The organism is Pseudomyxococcus flavus (assembly GCF_050038885.1).
Classification (GTDB): domain Bacteria; phylum Myxococcota; class Myxococcia; order Myxococcales; family Myxococcaceae; genus Myxococcus; species Myxococcus flavus.
In genome coordinates this window covers 299,574-317,940 of record NZ_CP143624.1, presented here as the reverse complement: position 1 = coordinate 317,940, position 18,367 = coordinate 299,574, and the positions used below count along the sequence as shown (strand labels likewise).

Below are 18,367 nucleotides of genomic sequence, written 5' to 3'. Positions count from 1 at the left end.
GCGTCGCCTCCTCGAACGTGAGCACGCTGCCCGGCGCTGGCAGGTCGGAGCGGCACGCCTGGGTCACCACCTTGTCATGAGCTGTCCAAAGCGCGCGCCGGAACTGCTCCAGACTCGCGTACCCGCTGAACAGCGAAATTCGATTTGTGAATGACGGCCACAGGCTGTGGCGAAGCCCGCGCCGCGAATGTAGCGCTCAGGTGGAATGTCCCCCTCTGTATCCGCCCCCGAGCACACGTTTGGAGTGAGGCGCCTGGCCTCAAGCCAGGCGCTCGCGGTGGTGACGGCCAGTACTTTGTATGTCAGTGGGCTCCGAGGTGCTCGTTCGGAGGGGAGAGGGTGCCATCGCGTGAAGGCAAGCGGCGCGGTGGGCCTCGTCTGGCGTCTGCATGGGACGCAGGCGCGTCCTGGATTCATGCGGAGTAGAACCCAGACATCAGGCCGCTGACCGGGGGCGCAGCAGCGCGGTGGCCAGGATGCCGACGTAGACGGCCGCGCTTCCGTGGATGGCGAGTGCCAGCGCGAGTGAGGTTTCTCCCTCGCGCACCGCCGTCAAGGCGTCCACGACGGGCATCACGATGCTGGCGAGGACGAAGACGCCCGCGGCGCGCCGCTGCCGGGCCGCGACGAGGCCGGCGAACGCCAGCCCGATGCCGAGGTCGCGCCCTGCCTTGACGTGCAGCCAGGGGACCGCCTCGGTGCCGGAGAGGGGCACTCCGAAGCCTGCCGCCGCGGCGGTCGGGTCCAGCACGGTGCTGACGCTCAGGTACAGTATGAAGGCCCCTAGCAGCAACGTGGCCACGGCGGTGGGAGAGGTGAGCTTCCAGGGCAGTTCAGTGCTGTGCGGGTTCATGAGACATCCGGGAGAGAAAGTGTGTCGTTCACGAGGGGGAATGTGGACGACAGGGCCTCGGGGCGCCATTCGCCGATGGCTCAGATTTTTGCTCGAAACGCTCACTTCATGAGTGTTGCGGGCTGCAGGTTGCTAACCTGGGGGCATGGACCTCTCGCACGCCTCGGACTTGCTGGGCCGGATCCTCGAGCGCACGCGCCTGCGCGGGCAGATCTACTGTCGTACCGTGGCGCGTGCGCCCTGGGGGCTGCGCTTCCCGCCCACGGCCACGGCGACCCTGCACCTGGTCATCGCGGGCACGTGTCACCTGTGGCAGGGGCGCGAGGTCATCGCGCTCGGACCCGGGGATGTGGTGCTGTTGCCGCGGGGCGAGGGCCACTCCGTGGCGGACTCGCCGCGCAGCCCGAAGGTGAAGCTGGAGGAGTGGCTGGCGACGCGTGGGGAAGGGGCCTCGTCGTATGTGCTGGGGGGCTCGGGCGTGGAGTCGCGGATGCTGTGCGGCTGCTTTGCGTTCGACGAGCCGGGGGCGCATCCGGTGTTGAAGCTGCTGCCCGAGCGCGTCCATCTACGCGGGGCGTCCGAGGAAGCGCGGGCCCTTTTGCCCACTGTGTCCCTGCTCGAACGGGAGTACGAGCGAGGGGAGCGGGGCGCCTCGGTGGTCGTCTCGCGGCTTCTCGACATCCTGCTGGTGCAGGTGCTTCGCGCGTGGGCGGATGCGCAGGCGCCCGGAGGCGCGGGGTGGCTGGGGGCGCTCGGGGACCGGACGCTGGCCAGCGCGCTGGGCTGGCTGCATGCGGAGCCGGGGAGGAACTGGACGGTGAGCGAGCTGGCGCGGCGCTCCGGAACGTCACGGGCGACGCTTGCTCGCCGCTTCGCCAGTGAGGTGGGCATGGCGCCCCACGAGTACCTCACGCAGCTTCGCATGCAGGAAGCCGCGCACCACCTTCGCGAGAGCCAGGACGGGCTCGCGGCGATCGCCGGCCGCGTCGGCTACGAATCCGAGTTCGCGTTCAACCGCGCCTTCCGCCGCGTCATGGGCGTGCCTCCGGGAGCGTTCCGGCGCAAGGCGCGTGAGTCTTCTGGAGGCCCGGCGCCAGGGGACTCGCGGGTGGCACCGTGAAGCGCAGGGCCGTGGGCCCTTTGCCGAAGCCGCGATGAGCGCCTGGAACGAGGCACAGCGCCACCTCATCCAGCGCGAGCACCCTCGGGATGGCCAACCCCACCACGCTCTGCGAATGCGCCGGGACGCTCGCCAGCCACCGGGGCCCGTCGTGGCGGCGCGTGCCTGGGACGCGAAGGAGGGGGAGTGCGCGCGATGCTGAAGCACCTGGGCTTGCCCACGGCAGGTGCGAGGCGAGCCCCCTTCGCGACGCGGCGGGAACCATGGAGCGGAGGGCCTCGGCTGGGGGCCCGAGAGGCGAGGCGAATCCCTCTCAAATTGAACTTTTACCGCAAAATGATAAGGCGATAAATTACGGAATCCCCCTGGGTAGACTGGGCTCCTTACCCGTGAAGAGGAGGACACGATGAAGTCTCTCTCCCGCATCATCTCCCTGGGCCTGCTGTGCTTTACCGCCGCTTGTGGCGGCGCTCCCGTGGACGAGACCGCCACGGACCTGGAAACGACGGAGCAGCGAAGCCGCCCTTGCAGCTTTGACTCGCAATGTCCCAGCACGCAGACCTGTGTCGCGGGAACCTGTCTCGTGGCATGCGACCCCGGCGAGCCCTCGACCTGCGGCGGCGAGCAGTGCTGTCCCGGGTACGTGACGGAGAACGGGAACCAGAGCAAGCCCTACTGCGCCCTCATCTGCTTCGGGTAGCCCTGCGCTTCTGGGCCCGGGGGCGCTACTCGATGACGTCCTCGCCCATTCCCGCAACCGCAGGCGGCGCGTCGGCGCCGTAGCGGTCATGAGCGCCGGCCATGGGTGCGCGGGGCGGACCAGCCCATCCGGTTCGCCAGCGCGCGCCAGCAGGCAGCGGTCCTCCACCGTCCCATGGCGCACGGCGGAGGATCTCTCCATCGCCTCCACCAGAGGCTACGAATCCGCTGGCGGTTCACTGTCCCAAAGGCTCGGGCGAAGTTCGGCTACGACTCACCAATCTCCTCCCGGCCAGAGGACGATTGGCCTGGTCATGGACATCAGTATGGGACGCGAGCGCGCCATCGTCTTCCAGTTCCCGGCCCAGACGGCGCTGGGCCAGTTGACCATCGAGGCGAACACGCCTCGGACCGCCGATGCCGTGATAGCCGCGGCTCGGCAGCCCGGGGACGCGCAGCTCTCCCAGGCGGGCTGCCTCCGCACCTGGGGGCTCAATCCGGGGGAAGGCCAGATTCCGTCCCCTCCCGGTATGCCGACGCCGGGCGCCACTCCAGCGCGCGCTCACCACGCACTGGCACGTCTGGGCAGCGCTAATAGATATCGGCCAAGCGGTGTTGGGGCTGGTCGGATACGGCCAATCCAGCGTGTCCTGGCCGCGTCCTCGAAGTCGGGCCCCAGCTCGTGCAGCAGGAAGACGTAGCGTGAGACCTCTCCGCCTCCCGTGAGTCCGAGGCGGCTCGCGCGGGCAATGCCATCCTCGATGAGCGCGCGCATCGTCTGGCGCTCCAGGACCCTCGCATCTCCGGGGAAGACGTCGGGGAGCGCGCTGAAGATCTCCTCGATGAAATGCTCATGAGCTGGCGCGTCAAGGGCCTCCATCTGCGCGTGTCGGATGACGAGCATCCTCGAATAAGAGCGGCAGGGTTTTCGAGTGTCAATCCTCCTTGAGGCATTCTGGGGCGGGCAGCCATTGCGCCGCCATCAAGGCTCTTCACGACGGCTCGATGTCTGTGTCGTATCTCCGGCTTGAACAGACGATATGGTTCGAGGACGGGTTCGGCGGTTCGCCGTGAAGACCGCCTTCAACGACGTCAGCCTGGTCGGAACGGGCGCTCGGGTCGACCACGTGGAGGGGTTCGCGGACGCCGATGCGGTGCAGCCCCTTCATCAGTACTGGGCGCGCACGATGCACCCCTGGGCCAGGACGATGCGCAGCGGCTCGGCCTGGGCCTCCTTGCAGCCCGCGGCCGACCCGAGGTTGTGTCCAAAGGCCTGGCAGTCCATGCTCGCGAGCTGGCGCTGGTCGACCACCGCGCTGACCGCTCCGCTGACCGCGTAGGTTCTCCCGACCTCGCAGCCATGCGGGAGCTGGCCCTCGATGCACTGCAGGCCCACGGGTGTGGAAGCGCTCCCCTGGGCCTGGATGTACGCGGTGGCCCCCTTGTGTTTGGTGCAGGTTCCAACGAACTCGACGTCACGAAACCCGGCCTTGCACGACTCCGAGACCAGCGTCTGGCGCCAGCTTGGCCCCGCGGTCCCTCCGTCCGTTGCTGCCTCCTTCATGAAGCACGAGAGGACCTCCTCTGCGCTGGCGCGCGCGGGAGTCGGGTCTGGCGTTTCGTCCGGAGGGCAGATGAGGGCACATCCAGGCAGCTGCGCGGACATGAGGAGGAGAAGGACATACTGTTTCATCATGCGTGCCATCTTTCGGCATGGCAGGGCAGCTGTCCATGGGGCGCCCGCGTTTACAGAGGTCGGTATGGACAGGGGGAAGTCCGTCTTGACACCGGGTGAGGCAACGGGAACGGAGGCTTTTTGTTTCTTCTCGAAGGGTGCAAGTGTTTTCGTTCTCTCTTGCGCGACACGAGGAATGGCCATGAATCAGTGCCACCGCGGTCTTTCTCATGTGAAAATCCTGGTTGTCGTGATGACGATGCCCGTGCTCGCGGGCTGTAGCATCTTCTCATCCACCGTCAATCCACAGCGTAGAATCGGGTACAGCTCCCACGCGCAGAATGATGACAAGGACGAGGCCATCGCGTTCTCTACGCCGGCTGACCTTCGGCTCGCGTTCCTTCGGGAGCAGGGCGTCGACGCCGTCTACTGCGCCAGCCGATGCCAGACGTCTCGCAGGGGTCCGAGGCAGCCGCATCAGGCTCGATGAGCGTGGCGGCGGCTTTGGCGCAGTCAGCCTCCGCGGCGACCAACGCTGCGCTCGCTCAGGAAAAGGAGGCGCTGCGCAAGGACCTGCGTGAGGCGATTCGCAGCTATGAACAGTCAACCAAGAGCACGTACAATCGCACCCTCTCTTCAGACCTCAGCAACTCCACGGCGACCAGCAGCTCGCTAGACCTGCAGGCTGCGTACAAGCTCGCGTTCACCGCAGCGGAGCTCGGGGGCCGCTCCCGGGCAGTGCTCGTCGCGCGCGAGTACCTGTACCGTCTCTGTGACGCCAGGGCCAACAAGTTCAACGACGAGGCGTATGCCAAGCTGCAAGAGCGTGCGCTTACGATGGTCGAAGCCATCTCGAAGCCTGCCGCCGCCAATCCCGCGGCCGATCGTGCCGCGCTCGCCCAGCGGATCAGCGAGCTCGCGACCACGCAGATGAAGCTCTGTGAGACGCAGAGGTCGGCATGCATGGCGCTCGTTGGGGATGACAAGGACAAGTCGAAGACGACGGCGTGTAGCGAAGCCTTCATGAAGTGCGTCGACGCCATCCAGCCCATGAAGTTCGCCGACTGATGCCATCGGCGACGGGGCCGCAGGTCAGGAGGCCACTGGGGGCGGGGTTGGCCGAGGGGAGCGGCCATTCGCCGTAGCCTCTCTTCGCGGCCGGCTGCGCGAACAGGCCGCCCAGGTAGGCTTTGGGCGTCGGCGTGTCGTCGGCGAGTTGCCCCATCCTCTTGGCGAAGTAGCGCAGGCCGCCCAGCACCCCGTCTGCCGCGGGAGAGACACTGACGCACCAGCTCGGGGCCGATGCTTCGATTGGCACCCGTGATGACGACGTTCATGGACGACCCGCTCGTTTCGAGGGTCAATGCGTCACGGCTTCTCCGCGCGTGCCACGTGCTTCGCGCTGGCCGCTCACCTCCGTACGCCGGGCGTTGGCTGGCTCGCCTCACCCAGGCGGTGAACCGAGCTTCGACGCACGGTTCGTCCTCGTGAGTGCGGAACCAGTCCAGGTCCTTGACTCCACCGTCTGCATGGATGCTCTCACGTCCGTTTCGTCGGCTTCTCCTTGCCTGCGGCATTGAGCGCGACCGCCGCGCGGACGAGCGCCTTGAACGCATCCCGCTGGACTCCCTCCACAATCTCCGGAGGCGTCATAACAGGCCCAATGTGAGGTTGACCGGCCGCCGCAGGTCCGCTCCAACGGCAGGCTATGACTCACTGTGCAAGAGGACGAGGTTCCCACGTCCGTCTGGAGCCCAAACATCCGAGGAGTCGGAGTTCACGTTGAAGAACCCGACTCCGTGCTTCGCCGCAAGGAGCTTTGTGTCGTGAAAGGCCTCCTCTGCAATCGACCAGGAAAATGCAATGTAGATCGCCGATGGCGCCAGGGAGTAGTCGCTAACTCGGGCGTCGTCTTCCGGCCATTCGTCGTGCTTCGGCGCAAGCGATCCGTTCATGGGAGGGTACTTCACGATCATTTCCCGGAACCACGCCTGCAATTCCAGCGAGCAGCGGGACGGGTCATCGTAGCCCGCGTCGTCGCGCCACTCGGTCAGATCCTCATACCACTGGAGGAACGCAGCCCTCTCACGCGGTGTAGCCTTGGCGTCGAAGACGAGAAGGTCGTAGCTCATGGAAGTGCAACCTCGGGTGATGCATGACGTTGGTGCCAAGCCGCGAATCGCCGCGCAGCAGTTATTCGCGGCTTGAGCGGGGTGTTTGGGCGCGTCCAAACCCTGGCTTCGGTCTTGGCAAAGCCAAGGGGCGTAATCAAGGTTCCAGAATCGCGACACTCTATGTCTAAGCCGGCGCGTACTGGCTTCGTCTTCGTCGCCGGTGTTTGTGTCTCGGTCATGGTCTGACGAGGGGATTCAGCGGCAGTTCGTCTTCAGGGTTCTTTGTAGCGGCGTCATATTGTCGAGAAAGCTTCACAACTGAACTGTCCCAACTCATGGAGGTCTCCCATGCTTCACGGTTGAATTCACCGGTCGTTACATGGGGCGCAACGACGCCTGCAACGGTCCGTGTTGACTGAGATGTTGGGCTGGCTTCTTGAATGGCCAAGGTTTGCGGTATTCTTTGTTCGGCGGACCATACAACTCCTGCCCCCACTCTTCAAACGGTGGTGATACAAACAGGCCGGATCGTCGTCGCTGCGAATATACTGCGCGGGAGAAGAGAGCCAGGTCCTTGCCGTGCCCCTCACGGGAGTGCGGCAAGGGTAGGGGTGTCCCCAAGGGGGTTCAAGCGGCCTGTGTACAGGCCGGGCGCACTGGTCGTGCGGCCCCCGTCAGCGGCCCTTCTCGGCTCCTCCGCTCCAGCCCTCACCCTCAACATGGCTTCTATCCCGCCGATACGCTCCGCGCGTTCTAAACGAACGATCTTGATTCTCGAACGGCCGCCAACGAAAGGCTGCCCGCTCGCTATGGCGCCAACCGGTGCCGCCGCCCACGGAGCCCCTCTGAGCGGAGTCCTCCGCGCAGTCACAGGGCGCTAACCGCCTGGAACCACGACCGGACTCGGCCGATCGAGAATCGCGAACTTCGGTTTAGGGCAGCGTGCCGCGCTGACTCCACTACGGGGGCCATTCGATACGCGAAGTCCTCCTCGCTCTCGATTCTCCGGTTGCTGCAGCCGGGGTGCGCGGCTTCAACTTCCGCACGGTGCGCAGCGACGTGCAGCGGGCGGACGCGACGGCTTCCTTGGCGGCGCTCCGGTGGTGCTCCCCACCGCAGTGCCCATCACCTTCGCCGACAGCACTGGCGCGCTCGGCGGGGATGGAAAGGGGCCGCTCCTGGTGGGCCTGGACAGTCCGGGCAAGGGGCTCCCTGGCGGCGAGCCGAAGATAGACCGGTTGAGCACCTCCAACCTCGCTCCGCTGGTGGTGCTGGATGTGGACGGCCAGCGGCGGCTCCACCCCTCGGTGGCGGCTGGCGGGGGCCAGGACATCACGGACTCGCACTGCAAGCCGTCCCACCTGTCCCAGGCGGACATCAACACGCTCTCCGCGTAGCGGATGTCCCGGCTGGAGTAGGGCCGTCTCTTCACGGGTCTGTGTGTCGGGTCGTCAGGGGGCTTGAAGCGCCTGGACGTCCCAGGAGACCTCGAGGCTCTCGTGCCTCCGGACGGTGACGCTCCTCAGGAAGCCCGGCTTCTGCCCCGGTACGAGCCGGAGCCCCGGGAGACTTCGAAGCAGGGCCTCCACTGCCAGGCGTGCCTCGAGCCGCGCGAGCGGCGCGCCGATGCAGTAATGGAGGCCCTGGCCGAAGGCGAGGTGCTTCTTGACGTCAGGCCGCCGGATGTCGAAGCGCTCAGGCTCGTGGAACCGGGCCTCGTCGCGGTTGGCCGACGCGTAGACGATGCGGATGTGGGCTCCCTTGGGAATGGGCACGCCTCCAATCTCCACCGCCTCCAGCGCCGTACGGAACATGGCATGCACGGGGGAGCTCATCCGCACCGCCTCCTCGACCGCGCCCGCGATGAGGCCCGGGTCGTCCCGAAGTGCCCTCAGTTGCTCTGGATGGTCGAGCAGGAGCTCCACCGCGCCCACGATGAGGCCCGCGGTCGTCTCATGTCCCGCGAAGTGCACCTGCATCAGCAGGCTCACCAGCTCCGCCATGCTCATGGGCGGCGTCATCCCCTGCGCCCCGGTGACGATGTCGCTCAGCAGGTCCTCTCGGGGGGACACCTTCCGCTCCTCGAGCGCCGAGGCCAGGTAGCGCTGGAACTCGACCACGCCTCGCGCGCACGCGACCTGGTGCTCGATGGGGCCATGCGCCGCGAGGACCGTGGACAGCTCATCGGACCAGCGCCGGAACCGGTGGATGTCCGAGCTGGGGATTCCGAGAATCTCCGCGATGATGCTGCACGACAGCGGATGGGCGAACTGGAGGAACAGGTCCGCCTGCCCCTCATGCCTGAAGGAGTGGATGAGCGCGTCCACGAGGGTGCGGATGAAGGGCTCCTTCTCCGCGAGGCGCTTCCCGGTAAAGGCCTTGCTGACGAGGCTGCGGAAGCGGCCATGGGCTGGCGGATCATTGTCGACCAGGCTGGGCACCAGGGGGTAGCCGTCCATCAGCGCGGTGACCACCTCCGGAGGCGTCGTCGCGGCGCCCACCGTGATGGACTCGGCGGACGAGAAGCGTGCGGTATCGGCGACCACGGCGCTGATGTCCGCATGGCGCGTCACCACCCACGCCCCCAACGCCGGACTGAAGAACACCGGCTCCTCCCGCCGCGCACGCGCGAGGAACGGATGAGGATTCTCGAGCTGGGGGGAGTCGAGCGGGTGGTACTCGGACCCGAGTCCTGAAGGGGCGTTGGTCTTGGACATGCGTGAGCTGACCTCAGGGGTTTTGAGGACGCGTCGCGCGTCCTCTTGCAAGTGCTTGCAGCGGCGGTGCGTCACGTGGGTGAAAGGGCGCCCCGAGCGGCAGAACCGTCGCCATGGGACGCGCCTCGGGGCCATCGATGCTGGCGCTCCAAAGGTAGAGCACGTTCTCCCCCGCGGTAGCCGCCCGTTGCTCCACCGCCCCCATCATTCGTGGGCTGAAGCTGTGTTCAAGTAGAGAGTGCCAATGACTTCCCTACGTCCCATCATAACCCCGGCCAACGCCGCGCGTCTGAGCCGCGTGCGGCAGCTCAGCCCTGTACGCGTCTCCTACACCTCGGGGCAGCGGCTGGGCTTCGACTCTCGAGGCGCGGTGCTGGTCGCAAAGGACGAACGCCCCGCCCACCTGCAATGGTGGGATTTGGGGACGGACTCGGACCGTCCCGTGGTGGAGACGGATCTGCCGCTCCTGGGCGCTCCCGCCGTGGCGGTGGGGGAGCTGGTGGTCTGTATCGGCGCTTCGGCACCGTCCCCCTCGGGACTCTGGCGGCCGAGCCTCAAGGCACTGTCCGCCAGGGATGGCTCTCTCCAGCGCCAGGATTTCCTGCCCCATGCGGTCATCACGCTCTGTGCGTCCAGGGACGGCTCCCAACTGCTCGCGGTGATGGATGAGGAAGCGGGCCTGCTCTGGGATGTCCGCGCCTGGCGTCCGGTTCGAGCGCTGCCGTGGCCGGAGGGCGAGTTCTCCGTCTCCGCGTGCGCCCTCTCGGCGGATGGCCGCTTCGCCGCGGCGTCCGCCACGCAGTGGAACGATGACCAGCGGGGCGTCGGTGTCCTCTGGCTGTGGGATGTGGCATCAGGAGGGCAGCCGTGGACGCTGCCCATCGATGCGCCGTCGGCCTGGAGTGTCGCGTTCCATCCCCGGGAGCCCCTCCTCGTCGTGGGGGGCATCTCAGAGGACGTCGCCGTCATCCACGCGGAGGAGCGCCGCCTCGTCCGGACGATTCCGGGCTTCCGTGGCTACGCCTGCAACCTGGACTTCCACCCGGAGGGGCACCTGCTCGCCGCCTCGCGCGACGGTTGGGGCTTCGCCCTCCACCACTTCGAGACGGGAGAGGTCCTCTTCCAGGCCAGCAACGACATCGAACTCCAAGCGAGTGATGCCATCTTCTCCCCCGACGGGCGCTTCGTGGCCTGGGGGCAGGGGGATGGCTCCGTGGGGCTGTGGGCCGTGGCCGACTGAGGGACTGAGAGGCGCGGGTGGCGTCCCGCCTACCCCAGCCCCGCCGGGCCCTCCGTGGGCGCCCTGGCTCTGCGGCTCGCGTTGGGCCCGGGCGAACGCGGCGAGGGCTGCGCCAAAGCGCGCCAGGTGCTCGGTCTGCACCAGTCAGGCCACGAGCCGGAAGTCACACCCCGTGCGGCGCTCCACCGCCGACACGAAGGCCACCTTCGACGCGCCCGGCGCCAGTGCGAACATGCTCTCCCCGAAGAATGCCGCCCCAGCGACACGTCGAACAGACCGCCCTTCATCGCCCCTCGCCCACGCCGCCTCCGCGTGCGCATGGCCGCGCTCGAGCGGCACGACATACGCCTCCAGCCTCTCGTCTGTTCTGGTCCGGGCGCTCCGGAGGCGGAGGCAGCTCCCGGTGCTCGTCATCCATCAGATGGATGGGCACGCGCCACCTTCGCGGCTCGCTGACGCCGTCGTCGGTACACCCACGGCTGCAGCGTGCTCTGCCACAGTCCGCTCTGCAGGGAGAGCTCCTTCTGCGCCAGCCCGCTCGCGGGACGCTCTGCTGGCGCAATGCGGGTCGTAGGGCAATGGGCGGCGTCCGCCGTCAGGGCCCGCTGGCTGCCAGGCCGTCGCGCGGCGCCGCGCGCAGGAGCGCCCCGGGGGTGACGCCCGTCAGGCTGCGGAACTCGGAGATGAGGTGGGCCTGGTCGTAGTAGCCGGTGGTGGCGGCGATGGCGCTCCAGTCGGGCGAGTGGGCGCTCCGCGAGGCGTGCACGGCGCGCTGGAAGCGCACCACTCGCGCGAAGGCCTTGGGGCCCAGGCCGACCACGTCGTCGAAGGCGCGGCGGAGTTGGCGCTCGCTGACGCCCAGCTCGCGGGCCAGCGCGTCGATACGCGGAAGCTCCTGGGCGCCGGTGAGGGTCCGGACGGCGCGGCGGACAACGTGCGCGGAGGAGGGCTCGAACACGTCGCCCCGGCGCAGGCGCCCGGCGAGCGCCGACTCGAGCGCGCGCAGCTTCGCCTGGACGCCGGGGGCCTCGAAGACCTGCTCGCGCAGCCGCGCGCCCTCGGCGCCCCACAGGGTGTCCAGGGAGATGATGCGGTCGGTGAGCTGGGACACGGGCACGCCGAAGAACGGGTAGGCGCCCCCCGCCTTGAATCGCACGGCGAGGGCGAGCGGAGGGACGTCGGTGCCTCCCTTGTGGAGGGGGTGCAGGCGGGTGCCGATGACGTAGGAGTCCCCTCGCGTGGCTGTCAGGCGGACCACCAGCTCGACCTCTCCGTCCGGCAGGCGAAAGTAGGACGCGGGCTCGCCCTCGCCGCGCTCGACGGCGCGGAGGCCGCGGACGAAGCCGGAGAGGGGGCCTCGGGGGAGCAGGTGCAGTGGCGACGCAGTCACCCGGGAAGCATGGGGCAGGCGCCGTTGCCGTTCAACGCGGAGCGCGGGGGCAGAGGCGTGGTGGCCGTTTTCTCCAATTGCTGGCGGGGCCGCGTCCATACCTTGGGGCGGACACGGAGCCCTCCCCGAGGAGTCAACGATGCGAGTCCACCACATCAACTGCGGAACCATGTGCCCCGCCAGCGCGCGCTTCGTGCTGGGCGAGGGCGGCCTCTTCTCGAAGGCCCGGCTCGTCTGCCACTGCCTGGTCATCGAGAGCAATGACGGGCTCGTCCTGGTCGACACGGGCCTGGGGCTGCACGACATCGCCGACACGGCCCGGCTCGGCAGGCGCTTCATCCGCCGCAGCGCGCCCGTGCTGGACCCCCAGGAGGCGGCGGTGTCCCGGGTGGAGCAGCTCGGCTTCCGGCGCGAGGACGTGCGTCACATCATCCCCACCCACCTGGACCTGGACCACATCGGTGGGCTCTCGGACTTCCCGTCCGCGCAGGTGCACGTCTTCCGGGACGAGCACGCGGCGGCCATGGTGCCCGAGGGGAGGAGCAAGCTGTTCGGCTACCGTCCCCGGCAGTGGGGGCACGGCCCCCGGTGGACGCCGTACGCAGTGGACGGCGAGCGGTGGTTCGGCTTCGAGGCGGTGCGGGTGATTCCGGGCCTCTCCACCGAGGTTCTGCTGGTGCCGTTGGCGGGGCACACCTCGGGACACTGCGGCGTGGCGGTGAGGGAGGGCGGGCGCTGGCTGCTGCACGCGGGAGACGCGTACTTCCACCACCGGGAGGTGGACCCGGTGGCCCCGCGCAGCCCGCCGGGGCTCGCGCTCTTCCAGCGGATGCGCTCGGTGGACAACGCCGCGCGGCTGGCCAACCAGGCGCGCCTGCGCCAGCTCGTGCGAGATCACGCGGACGAGGTGAGCATCTTCTCCGCGCACTGCGCGACGGAGTTCGACCGCCACGCGGCGGGGACTCTGGCCGCAGGCGCCCCTGCTCACGGGGCTCACGTGGCCTGACGCGCTTCGGGGCGCCCGGCGCTGGCCCTCCGATGATGCCGAACACCGCGAGCGTCGTGTGCGGCACCTCGAACGCGGCGATGCCCGTCAGCGCGGCGTTGGAGGCGCGTACCTCCGGCCAGGGCGTGCTCCGTCCCAGGCGCGCCACGTCGGCGCCGAGCCGCTCCAGCAGCACCCGAAAGGTGCGCTCGTGGCCCTGGCCGGTTCGGCTAACTGATTCCTGAGCGGGCCCAAGGCACCATCCGTCCTGGAGGCCACCCCCCAGGTTTCATGGGGGCTGCAAGGACGAGGCACCCGACGCGGACGCGCCGCGTCGGGCACCGGGACTCAACCGCGTGTGCCGCTCAGTTATAGGTGGCGGTGTAGCTGCCCGCCTGCGCGCCGTCGATGAAGGCGAAGTCCACGCCCTTGATGGTGCGCGTCACCGTCGTCACCGGCGAGCCGCCCCGGCTGACGGAGACGAGCGTCTGGCCCGTGGTGGTGCGGGTGGGCACCATGAGGGACAGGTTGCGGGCGGGGGTCGCCACGGTGAAGGTGAGCGCAGTGCCGGTGAAGGCCACGTCGGACACCTGGGTGGCCTCGCGGGCGTCGAGCCAGTCGAGGAGCTGCTTCGCGGTGATGACGGGCACGCCGTCGCGCTTCGCGGAGGCGATGATGGCCGCCGAGCCAGTGGAGCCCGCCGACGGCTGCGAGTCCACGTGCATGTTGGCGGTGAAGGCGCCGTAGTAGCCCTTGGGGCCGAGCGCGTTGGCCAGCAGCGTGTCGATGTGCAGCGGGTAGGTCTGGCCGGACTCGTCCGTCATCTGCGTGGCGAGCTGGTAGACGTCCAGGGGCGTGCCATCCACGTCCGCGAAGCGCATGGCCAGGCCAGAGCCGGTGAAGAGGCCCGGACGGTCCTGCACCCAGTAGTCGGGCCAGTAGTAGTAGTTGGTGTCCAGGCGGATGCCGTGCAGCCGCGACACCCTGGGCTGGGTGGCCCAGTCGCTGAACGCGATGCAGTGCGTGCGGTTGGTGACGGGCGCCGGGACGGAGGGGAAGGCGTTGGCGAAGGCGGCGAGCTGCGGCGTGAAGAAGTTCGGGTCCAGGTTGGTGGCCGTGTAGTCGGCGCAGCCAGTGTTGACGTGCAGGGCGTACTCGAAGCCCTGGGCGACGTAGGCGGCGGCCTGGGGGTCGGTCAGCCCGCCGACGTAGTCGTAGACGGTGCCGCGGATGCACTCCCAGTCGTCCACGCTGCACCCGGCGCTGCTGTCGGAGAGGTACTGCTGCCAGCGCTGCTCGGTGGCGCCGCTCGGGTGGCCGTCACCCGTCATCACCACGACGGCCTTGTGGGCGCTGGGGAAGTACCAGAGGCGCGGCAGGGGAACGGCGCTGGTCTGGTGCAGCACGTTGGCCAGGAGCCGCTGCTGCTCGTCGGCCTGGGGAATCTGCACCTTGCTCATGTTCACCCAGTCCGGCTTCGGGTCGAAGGACGCGTTGCCGTAGAACATGTCGTTGGCGCGCGCCCCCGGGCCGATGGAGGAGCCGTCGCGGTTCTGCCCCTGCCAGGCCGGGTTGCCCTGGCGGGTGAGGATGACGGACTTCGACACGTCATACATGAAGGCGGTGGCGGTGCCGCTGCCCACCGTGCGCTGGGTGATGGCGGCGTACGCGGTGGCCGTCGTCGCGTCCGAGTAGAGCGTGGCCACGGTGCGGATGCCCGGGGCCGCAGCGCGCAGGTCGGCGGTGCCGTGGTACTGCATGGTCTCCGCGGTGATGCCGGCGCCGGGGGCCTGGGTGGCGTCCACCAGGAGGTAGCCGTCGTCCAGGGTGCCCTGGGAGGCACCGACGCCGAGCAGCGACTCCAGGTTGGCGGCCGGGCGCAGGGCGACGAGGCTGCCGCCCGCGCTCACCCAGTTGGAGATGAGCGTCAGCTGGGCCGCGCCCAGCGTCTGCTCGCCGAGCACCAGCACCTCGTAGTCATCCAGCGACACGGAGACGCCGAGGTTGCCGGCGTCGGTGGTGGCGAACGCGGCGATGCCCTCCGCCTCCAGGATTTCGCGCAGGTAGTCGGTGAAGGGGTTGCCGGGGGCGGTGGCCACCAGCACCGGGCCGGCGCCCTGGACGCCCGGGCGGGGCGGCGGGCCGTTGGGCTGGAAGACGACGTCCACCCAGTAGTTGGAGTCCTGGTAGCTGCTGTTGGGGAAGGTGGAGAGCGCGCCGTAGGCGAAGACGCCGTTGCCGCCGCTGGTGGTGCCGGGCAGCGCGTGCAGCGGGGGCGCGTCCACGCCGCTGGCGAGGCCTCCGTTGTCGAACGAGTAGCCACCGAGCGGCGCGAAGTACGACGCCACGTACGTGGTGCCGGCGGTGATGGGCACGGGCGAGGCGAAGGACACCTCCTGCCAGCCCACCGCCGTCTCGTTGGTGAAGGTGGCGGAGGCCAGGGGCTGGCCGGTGGCGCTCCACAGGTTGCCCACGTGGACGCCGCCGTTGCCGCTGCCCTTGTAGAAGCGGACGCCCTTCACCTGGCCGTCCATGTCCGCGCGGAACTTCACGCCCACCTCGATGGAGGCGGTGTCATTGGACGTGGGGGTGCCCGGCACGGCGGTGGGGGCGAAGAGGCGGTAGGTGTTGCCGGGGGGCTGCGTCGGGGGCGGCGCGCCCGTGGCCTGGAAGACGACGTCCACCCAGTAATTGGAGTTGTTGAAGCTGTTGGTGGGGAAGGAGCCAGCGGGGCCGTAGGTGAAGACGCCGTTGCCGCCGCTGGTGATGCCGGGCAGGGCATAGAGGGGCGGCGCGTCGAAGCCTCCCGCAAGGCCACTGCTGTCGAAGGCATAGTTGCCGCCGGGCGCGTGGTACGAGGCGATGTACGTGGTGTCGGGGGCGATGGCGACGGGCGAGGAGAACGTCACCTCCTGCCAGCCGGAGGCCGTCTCGCCTGTAAAGGTGGCGAAGGCGAGGCGCTGGCCGGTGGCGCTCCACAGGCTGCCCACGTGGGTGCCCGTGTTGGCGGCGCCCTTGTAGAAGCGCACGCCCAGCACGTTGCCGCTGACGTTCGTCTTGAACTTCACGCCCAGCTCCACGGCCTGGGAGTCATTCGTCACGGACGCGACGGCGGGCGTGGCCGTGGGGGGCCAGAGGGTGACGGGCTCTGCCGGGCGGAAGACGACGTCCACCCAGTAATTGGAGTTGCCGAAGCTGCTGGAGGGGAAGGTGCCGGCGGGGCCATAGGAGAAGACGCCGTTGCCGCCGCTGGTGGCCCCAGCAAGCGCGTGGAGCGGCGGGGCGTCCACGGCCGAGATGAGGCCACCGTTGTCGAAGGCATAGGCGCCGCCGGGCGCGTGGTACGAGGCGACATACGTCGTCGTGGGGGTGATTCGCACCGGGGTGGAGAACATCACTTCCTGCCAGCCGGAGGCCGTCTCGCCTGTAAAGGTGGCGAAGGCGAGGCGCTGGCCGGTGGCGCTCCACAGGCTACCCACATGGGCGCCCGTGTTGGCGGCGCCCTTGTAGAAGCGGATGCCGAGGATGTCGCCCGCGATGTCCGACTGGAACTTCACGCCCACCTCCACGGCCGCGAAGTCATTCGTCACGGACGGGACGGCGGGCGTGGCCGTGGGGGGCCAGAGGGTGAAGGTCGGCTGGGCATGGGCGGTACCCGCGGGCAGCACCAGCCACGCGGCGGCGAGCAGCGCCACCGCGCATGCGCGCACGGAGGGGGAGACCTGCGAGGGTCGTGACTTCGAGGGGGTCATTCGGAATTTTCCTTGGGGGTGGCACGACGACGACAGGGCGAAGCTGGCGGCATCTTCGTGCCAGTGTCTGACGTCGACAATGACGCGGGGTGAAGGCCCACCAATCATTGCCACCACATCCAAACTTTACGCCAGGCGAGGCTCAGCACTTGGGACGCCGACGCTGAGGTTGGCGACCTCGCGCACGTTGACGGCGAGGTCGCCGCGCGCGGTCTCCCTGTGCTCGGCCTTCAGGTCGCGGCCGGTGTCGCGCATTGTCTTGACGACCTTGTCACGGCTGACGAAGTGGCGGCCGTCGCCGGGAGGGCCCTGCGCGCGACGTTGCTGGTCGGAGAGCCCGGGTTGAGGCGGGGCACCGTGTCGTTACTCACCAGCTTCGGGTCGCCTGCGGGAACCGATACCCTCGCACGTTCCAGGAGCGCTGCGCCTTTGGGCTACCAGGCCTTCTGCTGCTCCGCCTCGGCCTTCGCCTTCGCGCCCTTCCAGATGATGGCAGTGGCACCTTCCGCCTCCGCCCGCGAGCCCCCCGCCAGGGCCAGCAGGTACAGCACTCCGAGAGCTGAACGCATGATGGGCCTCCGTCCTCATCAAATGAGAGACCCGCCATGTTGGCGCCCAGCTCCCTGCGCTGCGCGGGGCTCTTCGGGCCCCTGCCTCCGGGCCTGCCGCGACTGGCGGTCGCGCTTCTGGCGGTAGATGCAGCGGTTGAGCTGGCCCTGTTCGGCTCCTCCGGTCCAGTCCTCACCCTCGAGCTGGCTTCTATCTCGCCTGTGCGCTGTCTGGGATTGATGGGCCCCTCGGAATGTCTCCCGAGGGTGTTCTATTACGAGCCCCTGGACCTGTTCTGCCTGGCGCCACCGGCGAGCGTGCGGCGGCGCCAGGGGCATGGTTTCGCTTTGTTCGATGGCTCGCGGACCGCGAGGCGTGGCCAGCTTCGGGGGTCTACGGCGCGTCCGCCGCGGGCCCTCGGCACTTCTCCAGCAACTGCTTCTTCTCGACGGAGCTCGCCTCCTTCCACTCCGGCAGCTCCGAGGCGATACAGGCGGGCTTCGGGGCTTCGAAGGGCTGGTTGGCCTCGGACTCGGATCTGGCGGCCATCAAGCCCGGTCCGCTTCCGCGCGTCAGGTCCAGCTCCACCAGCAGCCCTCGGATGGTCTCCGCCTCCTCCTTGCCTGTTATCTGGTCGAGGCCGTCCCAATTCGGGTTTGCGTAGACGTCCTCGGAGCAGGAGGGGACCCAGGCCGGCGCGTCGTCGCTGCACACATTCCTGTTGTCGACGGTTGGGTTGCCCATCAGCGCCACCTTCGTGGTCTCCCCCTGCTGAATCAGGAGGGCGTAGAATGCGGAGCCCACGGTGTTGGTGGTGCCAGTCGTCCCGAACGGCCCGGGCCCAACCGTCGTCAGGGTCGAGCGAGTACCCTTGAACGTATACAGCGTGGAGCCGTCCCGACGTACCTGGCGATCCGTGACCTGGATGCCACGCTTGGAGAACAGCTCGGTGAGCCGACGCGCGGCATCATCCGTGGTCCCCTGGAGGACGACTTCGGAGTTCTTCGCGCTGAGGTGCTCCCGGCTGCTGGCGCGGACGCTTGTGACGCAGCCGCTGTTCACGACCATCAGCCCCATGAGTGCCCACTTGAGGATTTTCATGGGCGCGCATCATAGCCATTGCAGTCGAAAAACGGGCACCGGCTGGTGGCCTTTCGGCTGCGCCTTGCGATGAAGGTCTCCTGGGGACCTCCCAGGTCACGGTGGTCGTGGTGCAGGCCATTCGACGTGGCATTCACCGTGTCCTCCACCGCATCTGCACCGTCCAATCCTT

The 18,367-nt window shown here is 68.5% G+C and carries 16 protein-coding genes; 6 read left to right on the top strand and 10 right to left on the bottom strand.

What is annotated here, in order from left to right:
• Positions 1 to 436 precede the first annotated feature (436 nt).
• Positions 437 to 853, bottom strand: a complete 417-nt coding sequence (locus VZL07_RS01195) for a DUF4267 domain-containing protein (protein WP_426753466.1) — start codon at positions 851 to 853, stop codon at positions 437 to 439.
• Positions 854 to 998: 145 nt separating this feature from the next.
• Here VZL07_RS01195 and VZL07_RS01190 point away from each other — a divergent pair, with 145 nt between their 5' ends.
• Together VZL07_RS01190 and VZL07_RS01185 are read left to right on the top strand one after the other, a co-directional pair.
• Positions 999 to 1,973 carry a cupin domain-containing protein gene (locus VZL07_RS01190; RefSeq protein ID WP_426753465.1) on the top strand — a complete coding sequence of 325 codons (975 nt, stop codon included), beginning with the start codon at positions 999 to 1,001 and terminating at the stop codon, positions 1,971 to 1,973.
• Between the two features lie 406 nt (positions 1,974 to 2,379).
• Positions 2,380 to 2,673 carry a hypothetical protein gene (locus VZL07_RS01185; protein WP_426753464.1) on the top strand — a complete coding sequence of 98 codons (294 nt, stop codon included), beginning with the start codon at positions 2,380 to 2,382 and terminating at the stop codon, positions 2,671 to 2,673.
• Positions 2,674 to 3,234: 561 nt separating this feature from the next.
• Here VZL07_RS01185 and VZL07_RS01180 read toward each other — a convergent pair.
• Together VZL07_RS01180 and VZL07_RS01175 are read right to left on the bottom strand one after the other, a co-directional pair.
• Positions 3,235 to 3,576: a hypothetical protein gene (locus VZL07_RS01180; RefSeq protein WP_426753463.1), complete on the bottom strand. Its 342-nt coding sequence runs from the start codon at positions 3,574 to 3,576 to the stop codon at positions 3,235 to 3,237.
• A 264-nt stretch (positions 3,577 to 3,840) separates the two neighbouring features.
• Entirely contained in the window at positions 3,841 to 4,236 is a 396-nt protein-coding gene (locus tag VZL07_RS01175; protein ID WP_426753462.1) for a hypothetical protein, read from the bottom strand.
• Between the two features lie 597 nt (positions 4,237 to 4,833).
• Here VZL07_RS01175 and VZL07_RS01170 point away from each other — a divergent pair.
• Entirely contained in the window at positions 4,834 to 5,415 is a 582-nt protein-coding gene (locus tag VZL07_RS01170) for a hypothetical protein (RefSeq protein ID WP_426753461.1), read from the top strand.
• Between the two features lie 638 nt (positions 5,416 to 6,053).
• Here VZL07_RS01170 and VZL07_RS01165 read toward each other — a convergent pair.
• Positions 6,054 to 6,479: a hypothetical protein gene (locus VZL07_RS01165; RefSeq protein WP_426753460.1), complete on the bottom strand. Its 426-nt coding sequence runs from the start codon at positions 6,477 to 6,479 to the stop codon at positions 6,054 to 6,056.
• A gap of 1,082 nt (positions 6,480 to 7,561) precedes the next feature.
• Between VZL07_RS01165 and VZL07_RS01160 the strand changes: the two genes are divergently transcribed.
• Positions 7,562 to 7,858, top strand: coding sequence for a hypothetical protein (locus VZL07_RS01160; RefSeq protein ID WP_426753459.1), 297 nt, complete (start codon positions 7,562 to 7,564; stop codon positions 7,856 to 7,858).
• Positions 7,859 to 7,912: 54 nt separating this feature from the next.
• On the opposite strand, the gene VZL07_RS01155 is transcribed toward VZL07_RS01160, so the two are convergent.
• Positions 7,913 to 9,178: a cytochrome P450 gene (locus VZL07_RS01155; RefSeq protein WP_426753458.1), complete on the bottom strand. Its 1,266-nt coding sequence runs from the start codon at positions 9,176 to 9,178 to the stop codon at positions 7,913 to 7,915.
• 244 nt (positions 9,179 to 9,422) lie between these two features.
• Between VZL07_RS01155 and VZL07_RS01150 the strand changes: the two genes are divergently transcribed.
• Positions 9,423 to 10,418 (top strand): WD40 repeat domain-containing protein, encoded by a 996-nt coding sequence (locus VZL07_RS01150; RefSeq protein ID WP_426753457.1) that lies wholly within the window; start codon positions 9,423 to 9,425, stop codon positions 10,416 to 10,418.
• 144 nt (positions 10,419 to 10,562) lie between these two features.
• Here VZL07_RS01150 and VZL07_RS01145 read toward each other — a convergent pair whose 3' ends face one another.
• Entirely contained in the window at positions 10,563 to 10,832 is a 270-nt protein-coding gene (locus VZL07_RS01145) for a hypothetical protein (RefSeq protein ID WP_426753456.1), read from the bottom strand.
• 181 nt (positions 10,833 to 11,013) lie between these two features.
• Positions 11,014 to 11,808, bottom strand: coding sequence for a helix-turn-helix domain-containing protein (locus VZL07_RS01140; protein ID WP_426753455.1), 795 nt, complete (start codon positions 11,806 to 11,808; stop codon positions 11,014 to 11,016).
• A gap of 139 nt (positions 11,809 to 11,947) precedes the next feature.
• On the opposite strand from VZL07_RS01140, the gene VZL07_RS01135 reads away from it, so the two are divergent.
• Positions 11,948 to 12,814: an MBL fold metallo-hydrolase gene (locus VZL07_RS01135; RefSeq protein WP_426753454.1), complete on the top strand. Its 867-nt coding sequence runs from the start codon at positions 11,948 to 11,950 to the stop codon at positions 12,812 to 12,814.
• A 344-nt stretch (positions 12,815 to 13,158) separates the two neighbouring features.
• On the opposite strand, the gene VZL07_RS01130 is transcribed toward VZL07_RS01135, so the two are convergent.
• The 3 genes from VZL07_RS01130 to VZL07_RS01120 all read right to left on the bottom strand — a co-directional run bounded on the left by VZL07_RS01130 (position 13,159) and on the right by VZL07_RS01120 (position 18,195).
• A complete protein-coding gene (locus tag VZL07_RS01130) occupies positions 13,159 to 16,545 on the bottom strand; it encodes a DUF4082 domain-containing protein (RefSeq protein WP_426753453.1) in 3,387 nt (1,128 codons plus the stop codon).
• A gap of 434 nt (positions 16,546 to 16,979) precedes the next feature.
• Entirely contained in the window at positions 16,980 to 17,114 is a 135-nt protein-coding gene (locus tag VZL07_RS01125) for a hypothetical protein (protein WP_426753452.1), read from the bottom strand.
• A gap of 373 nt (positions 17,115 to 17,487) precedes the next feature.
• A complete protein-coding gene (locus VZL07_RS01120; protein WP_426753451.1) occupies positions 17,488 to 18,195 on the bottom strand; it encodes a hypothetical protein in 708 nt (235 codons plus the stop codon).
• Positions 18,196 to 18,367: the final 172 nt, after the last annotated feature.

What these genes read in the sequence shown, in the direction of transcription:
- VZL07_RS01195 (WP_426753466.1), bottom strand. Translation starts at nt 853, where the DNA reads ATGAACCCGCACAGCACTGAACTGCCCTGGAAGCTCACCTCTCCCACC.
- VZL07_RS01190 (WP_426753465.1), top strand. Translation starts at nt 999, where the DNA reads ATGGACCTCTCGCACGCCTCGGACTTGCTGGGCCGGATCCTCGAGCGC.
- VZL07_RS01185 (WP_426753464.1), top strand. Translation starts at nt 2,380, where the DNA reads ATGAAGTCTCTCTCCCGCATCATCTCCCTGGGCCTGCTGTGCTTTACC.
- VZL07_RS01180 (WP_426753463.1), bottom strand. Translation starts at nt 3,576, where the DNA reads ATGCTCGTCATCCGACACGCGCAGATGGAGGCCCTTGACGCGCCAGCT.
- VZL07_RS01175 (WP_426753462.1), bottom strand. Translation starts at nt 4,236, where the DNA reads ATGAAGGAGGCAGCAACGGACGGAGGGACCGCGGGGCCAAGCTGGCGC.
- VZL07_RS01170 (WP_426753461.1), top strand. Translation starts at nt 4,834, where the DNA reads ATGAGCGTGGCGGCGGCTTTGGCGCAGTCAGCCTCCGCGGCGACCAAC.
- VZL07_RS01165 (WP_426753460.1), bottom strand. Translation starts at nt 6,479, where the DNA reads ATGAGCTACGACCTTCTCGTCTTCGACGCCAAGGCTACACCGCGTGAG.
- VZL07_RS01155 (WP_426753458.1), bottom strand. Translation starts at nt 9,178, where the DNA reads ATGTCCAAGACCAACGCCCCTTCAGGACTCGGGTCCGAGTACCACCCG.
- VZL07_RS01150 (WP_426753457.1), top strand. Translation starts at nt 9,423, where the DNA reads ATGACTTCCCTACGTCCCATCATAACCCCGGCCAACGCCGCGCGTCTG.
- VZL07_RS01145 (WP_426753456.1), bottom strand. Translation starts at nt 10,832, where the DNA reads ATGACGAGCACCGGGAGCTGCCTCCGCCTCCGGAGCGCCCGGACCAGA.
- VZL07_RS01135 (WP_426753454.1), top strand. Translation starts at nt 11,948, where the DNA reads ATGCGAGTCCACCACATCAACTGCGGAACCATGTGCCCCGCCAGCGCG.
- VZL07_RS01130 (WP_426753453.1), bottom strand. Translation starts at nt 16,545, where the DNA reads ATGACCCCCTCGAAGTCACGACCCTCGCAGGTCTCCCCCTCCGTGCGC.
- VZL07_RS01125 (WP_426753452.1), bottom strand. Translation starts at nt 17,114, where the DNA reads ATGCGTTCAGCTCTCGGAGTGCTGTACCTGCTGGCCCTGGCGGGGGGC.
- VZL07_RS01120 (WP_426753451.1), bottom strand. Translation starts at nt 18,195, where the DNA reads ATGAAAATCCTCAAGTGGGCACTCATGGGGCTGATGGTCGTGAACAGC.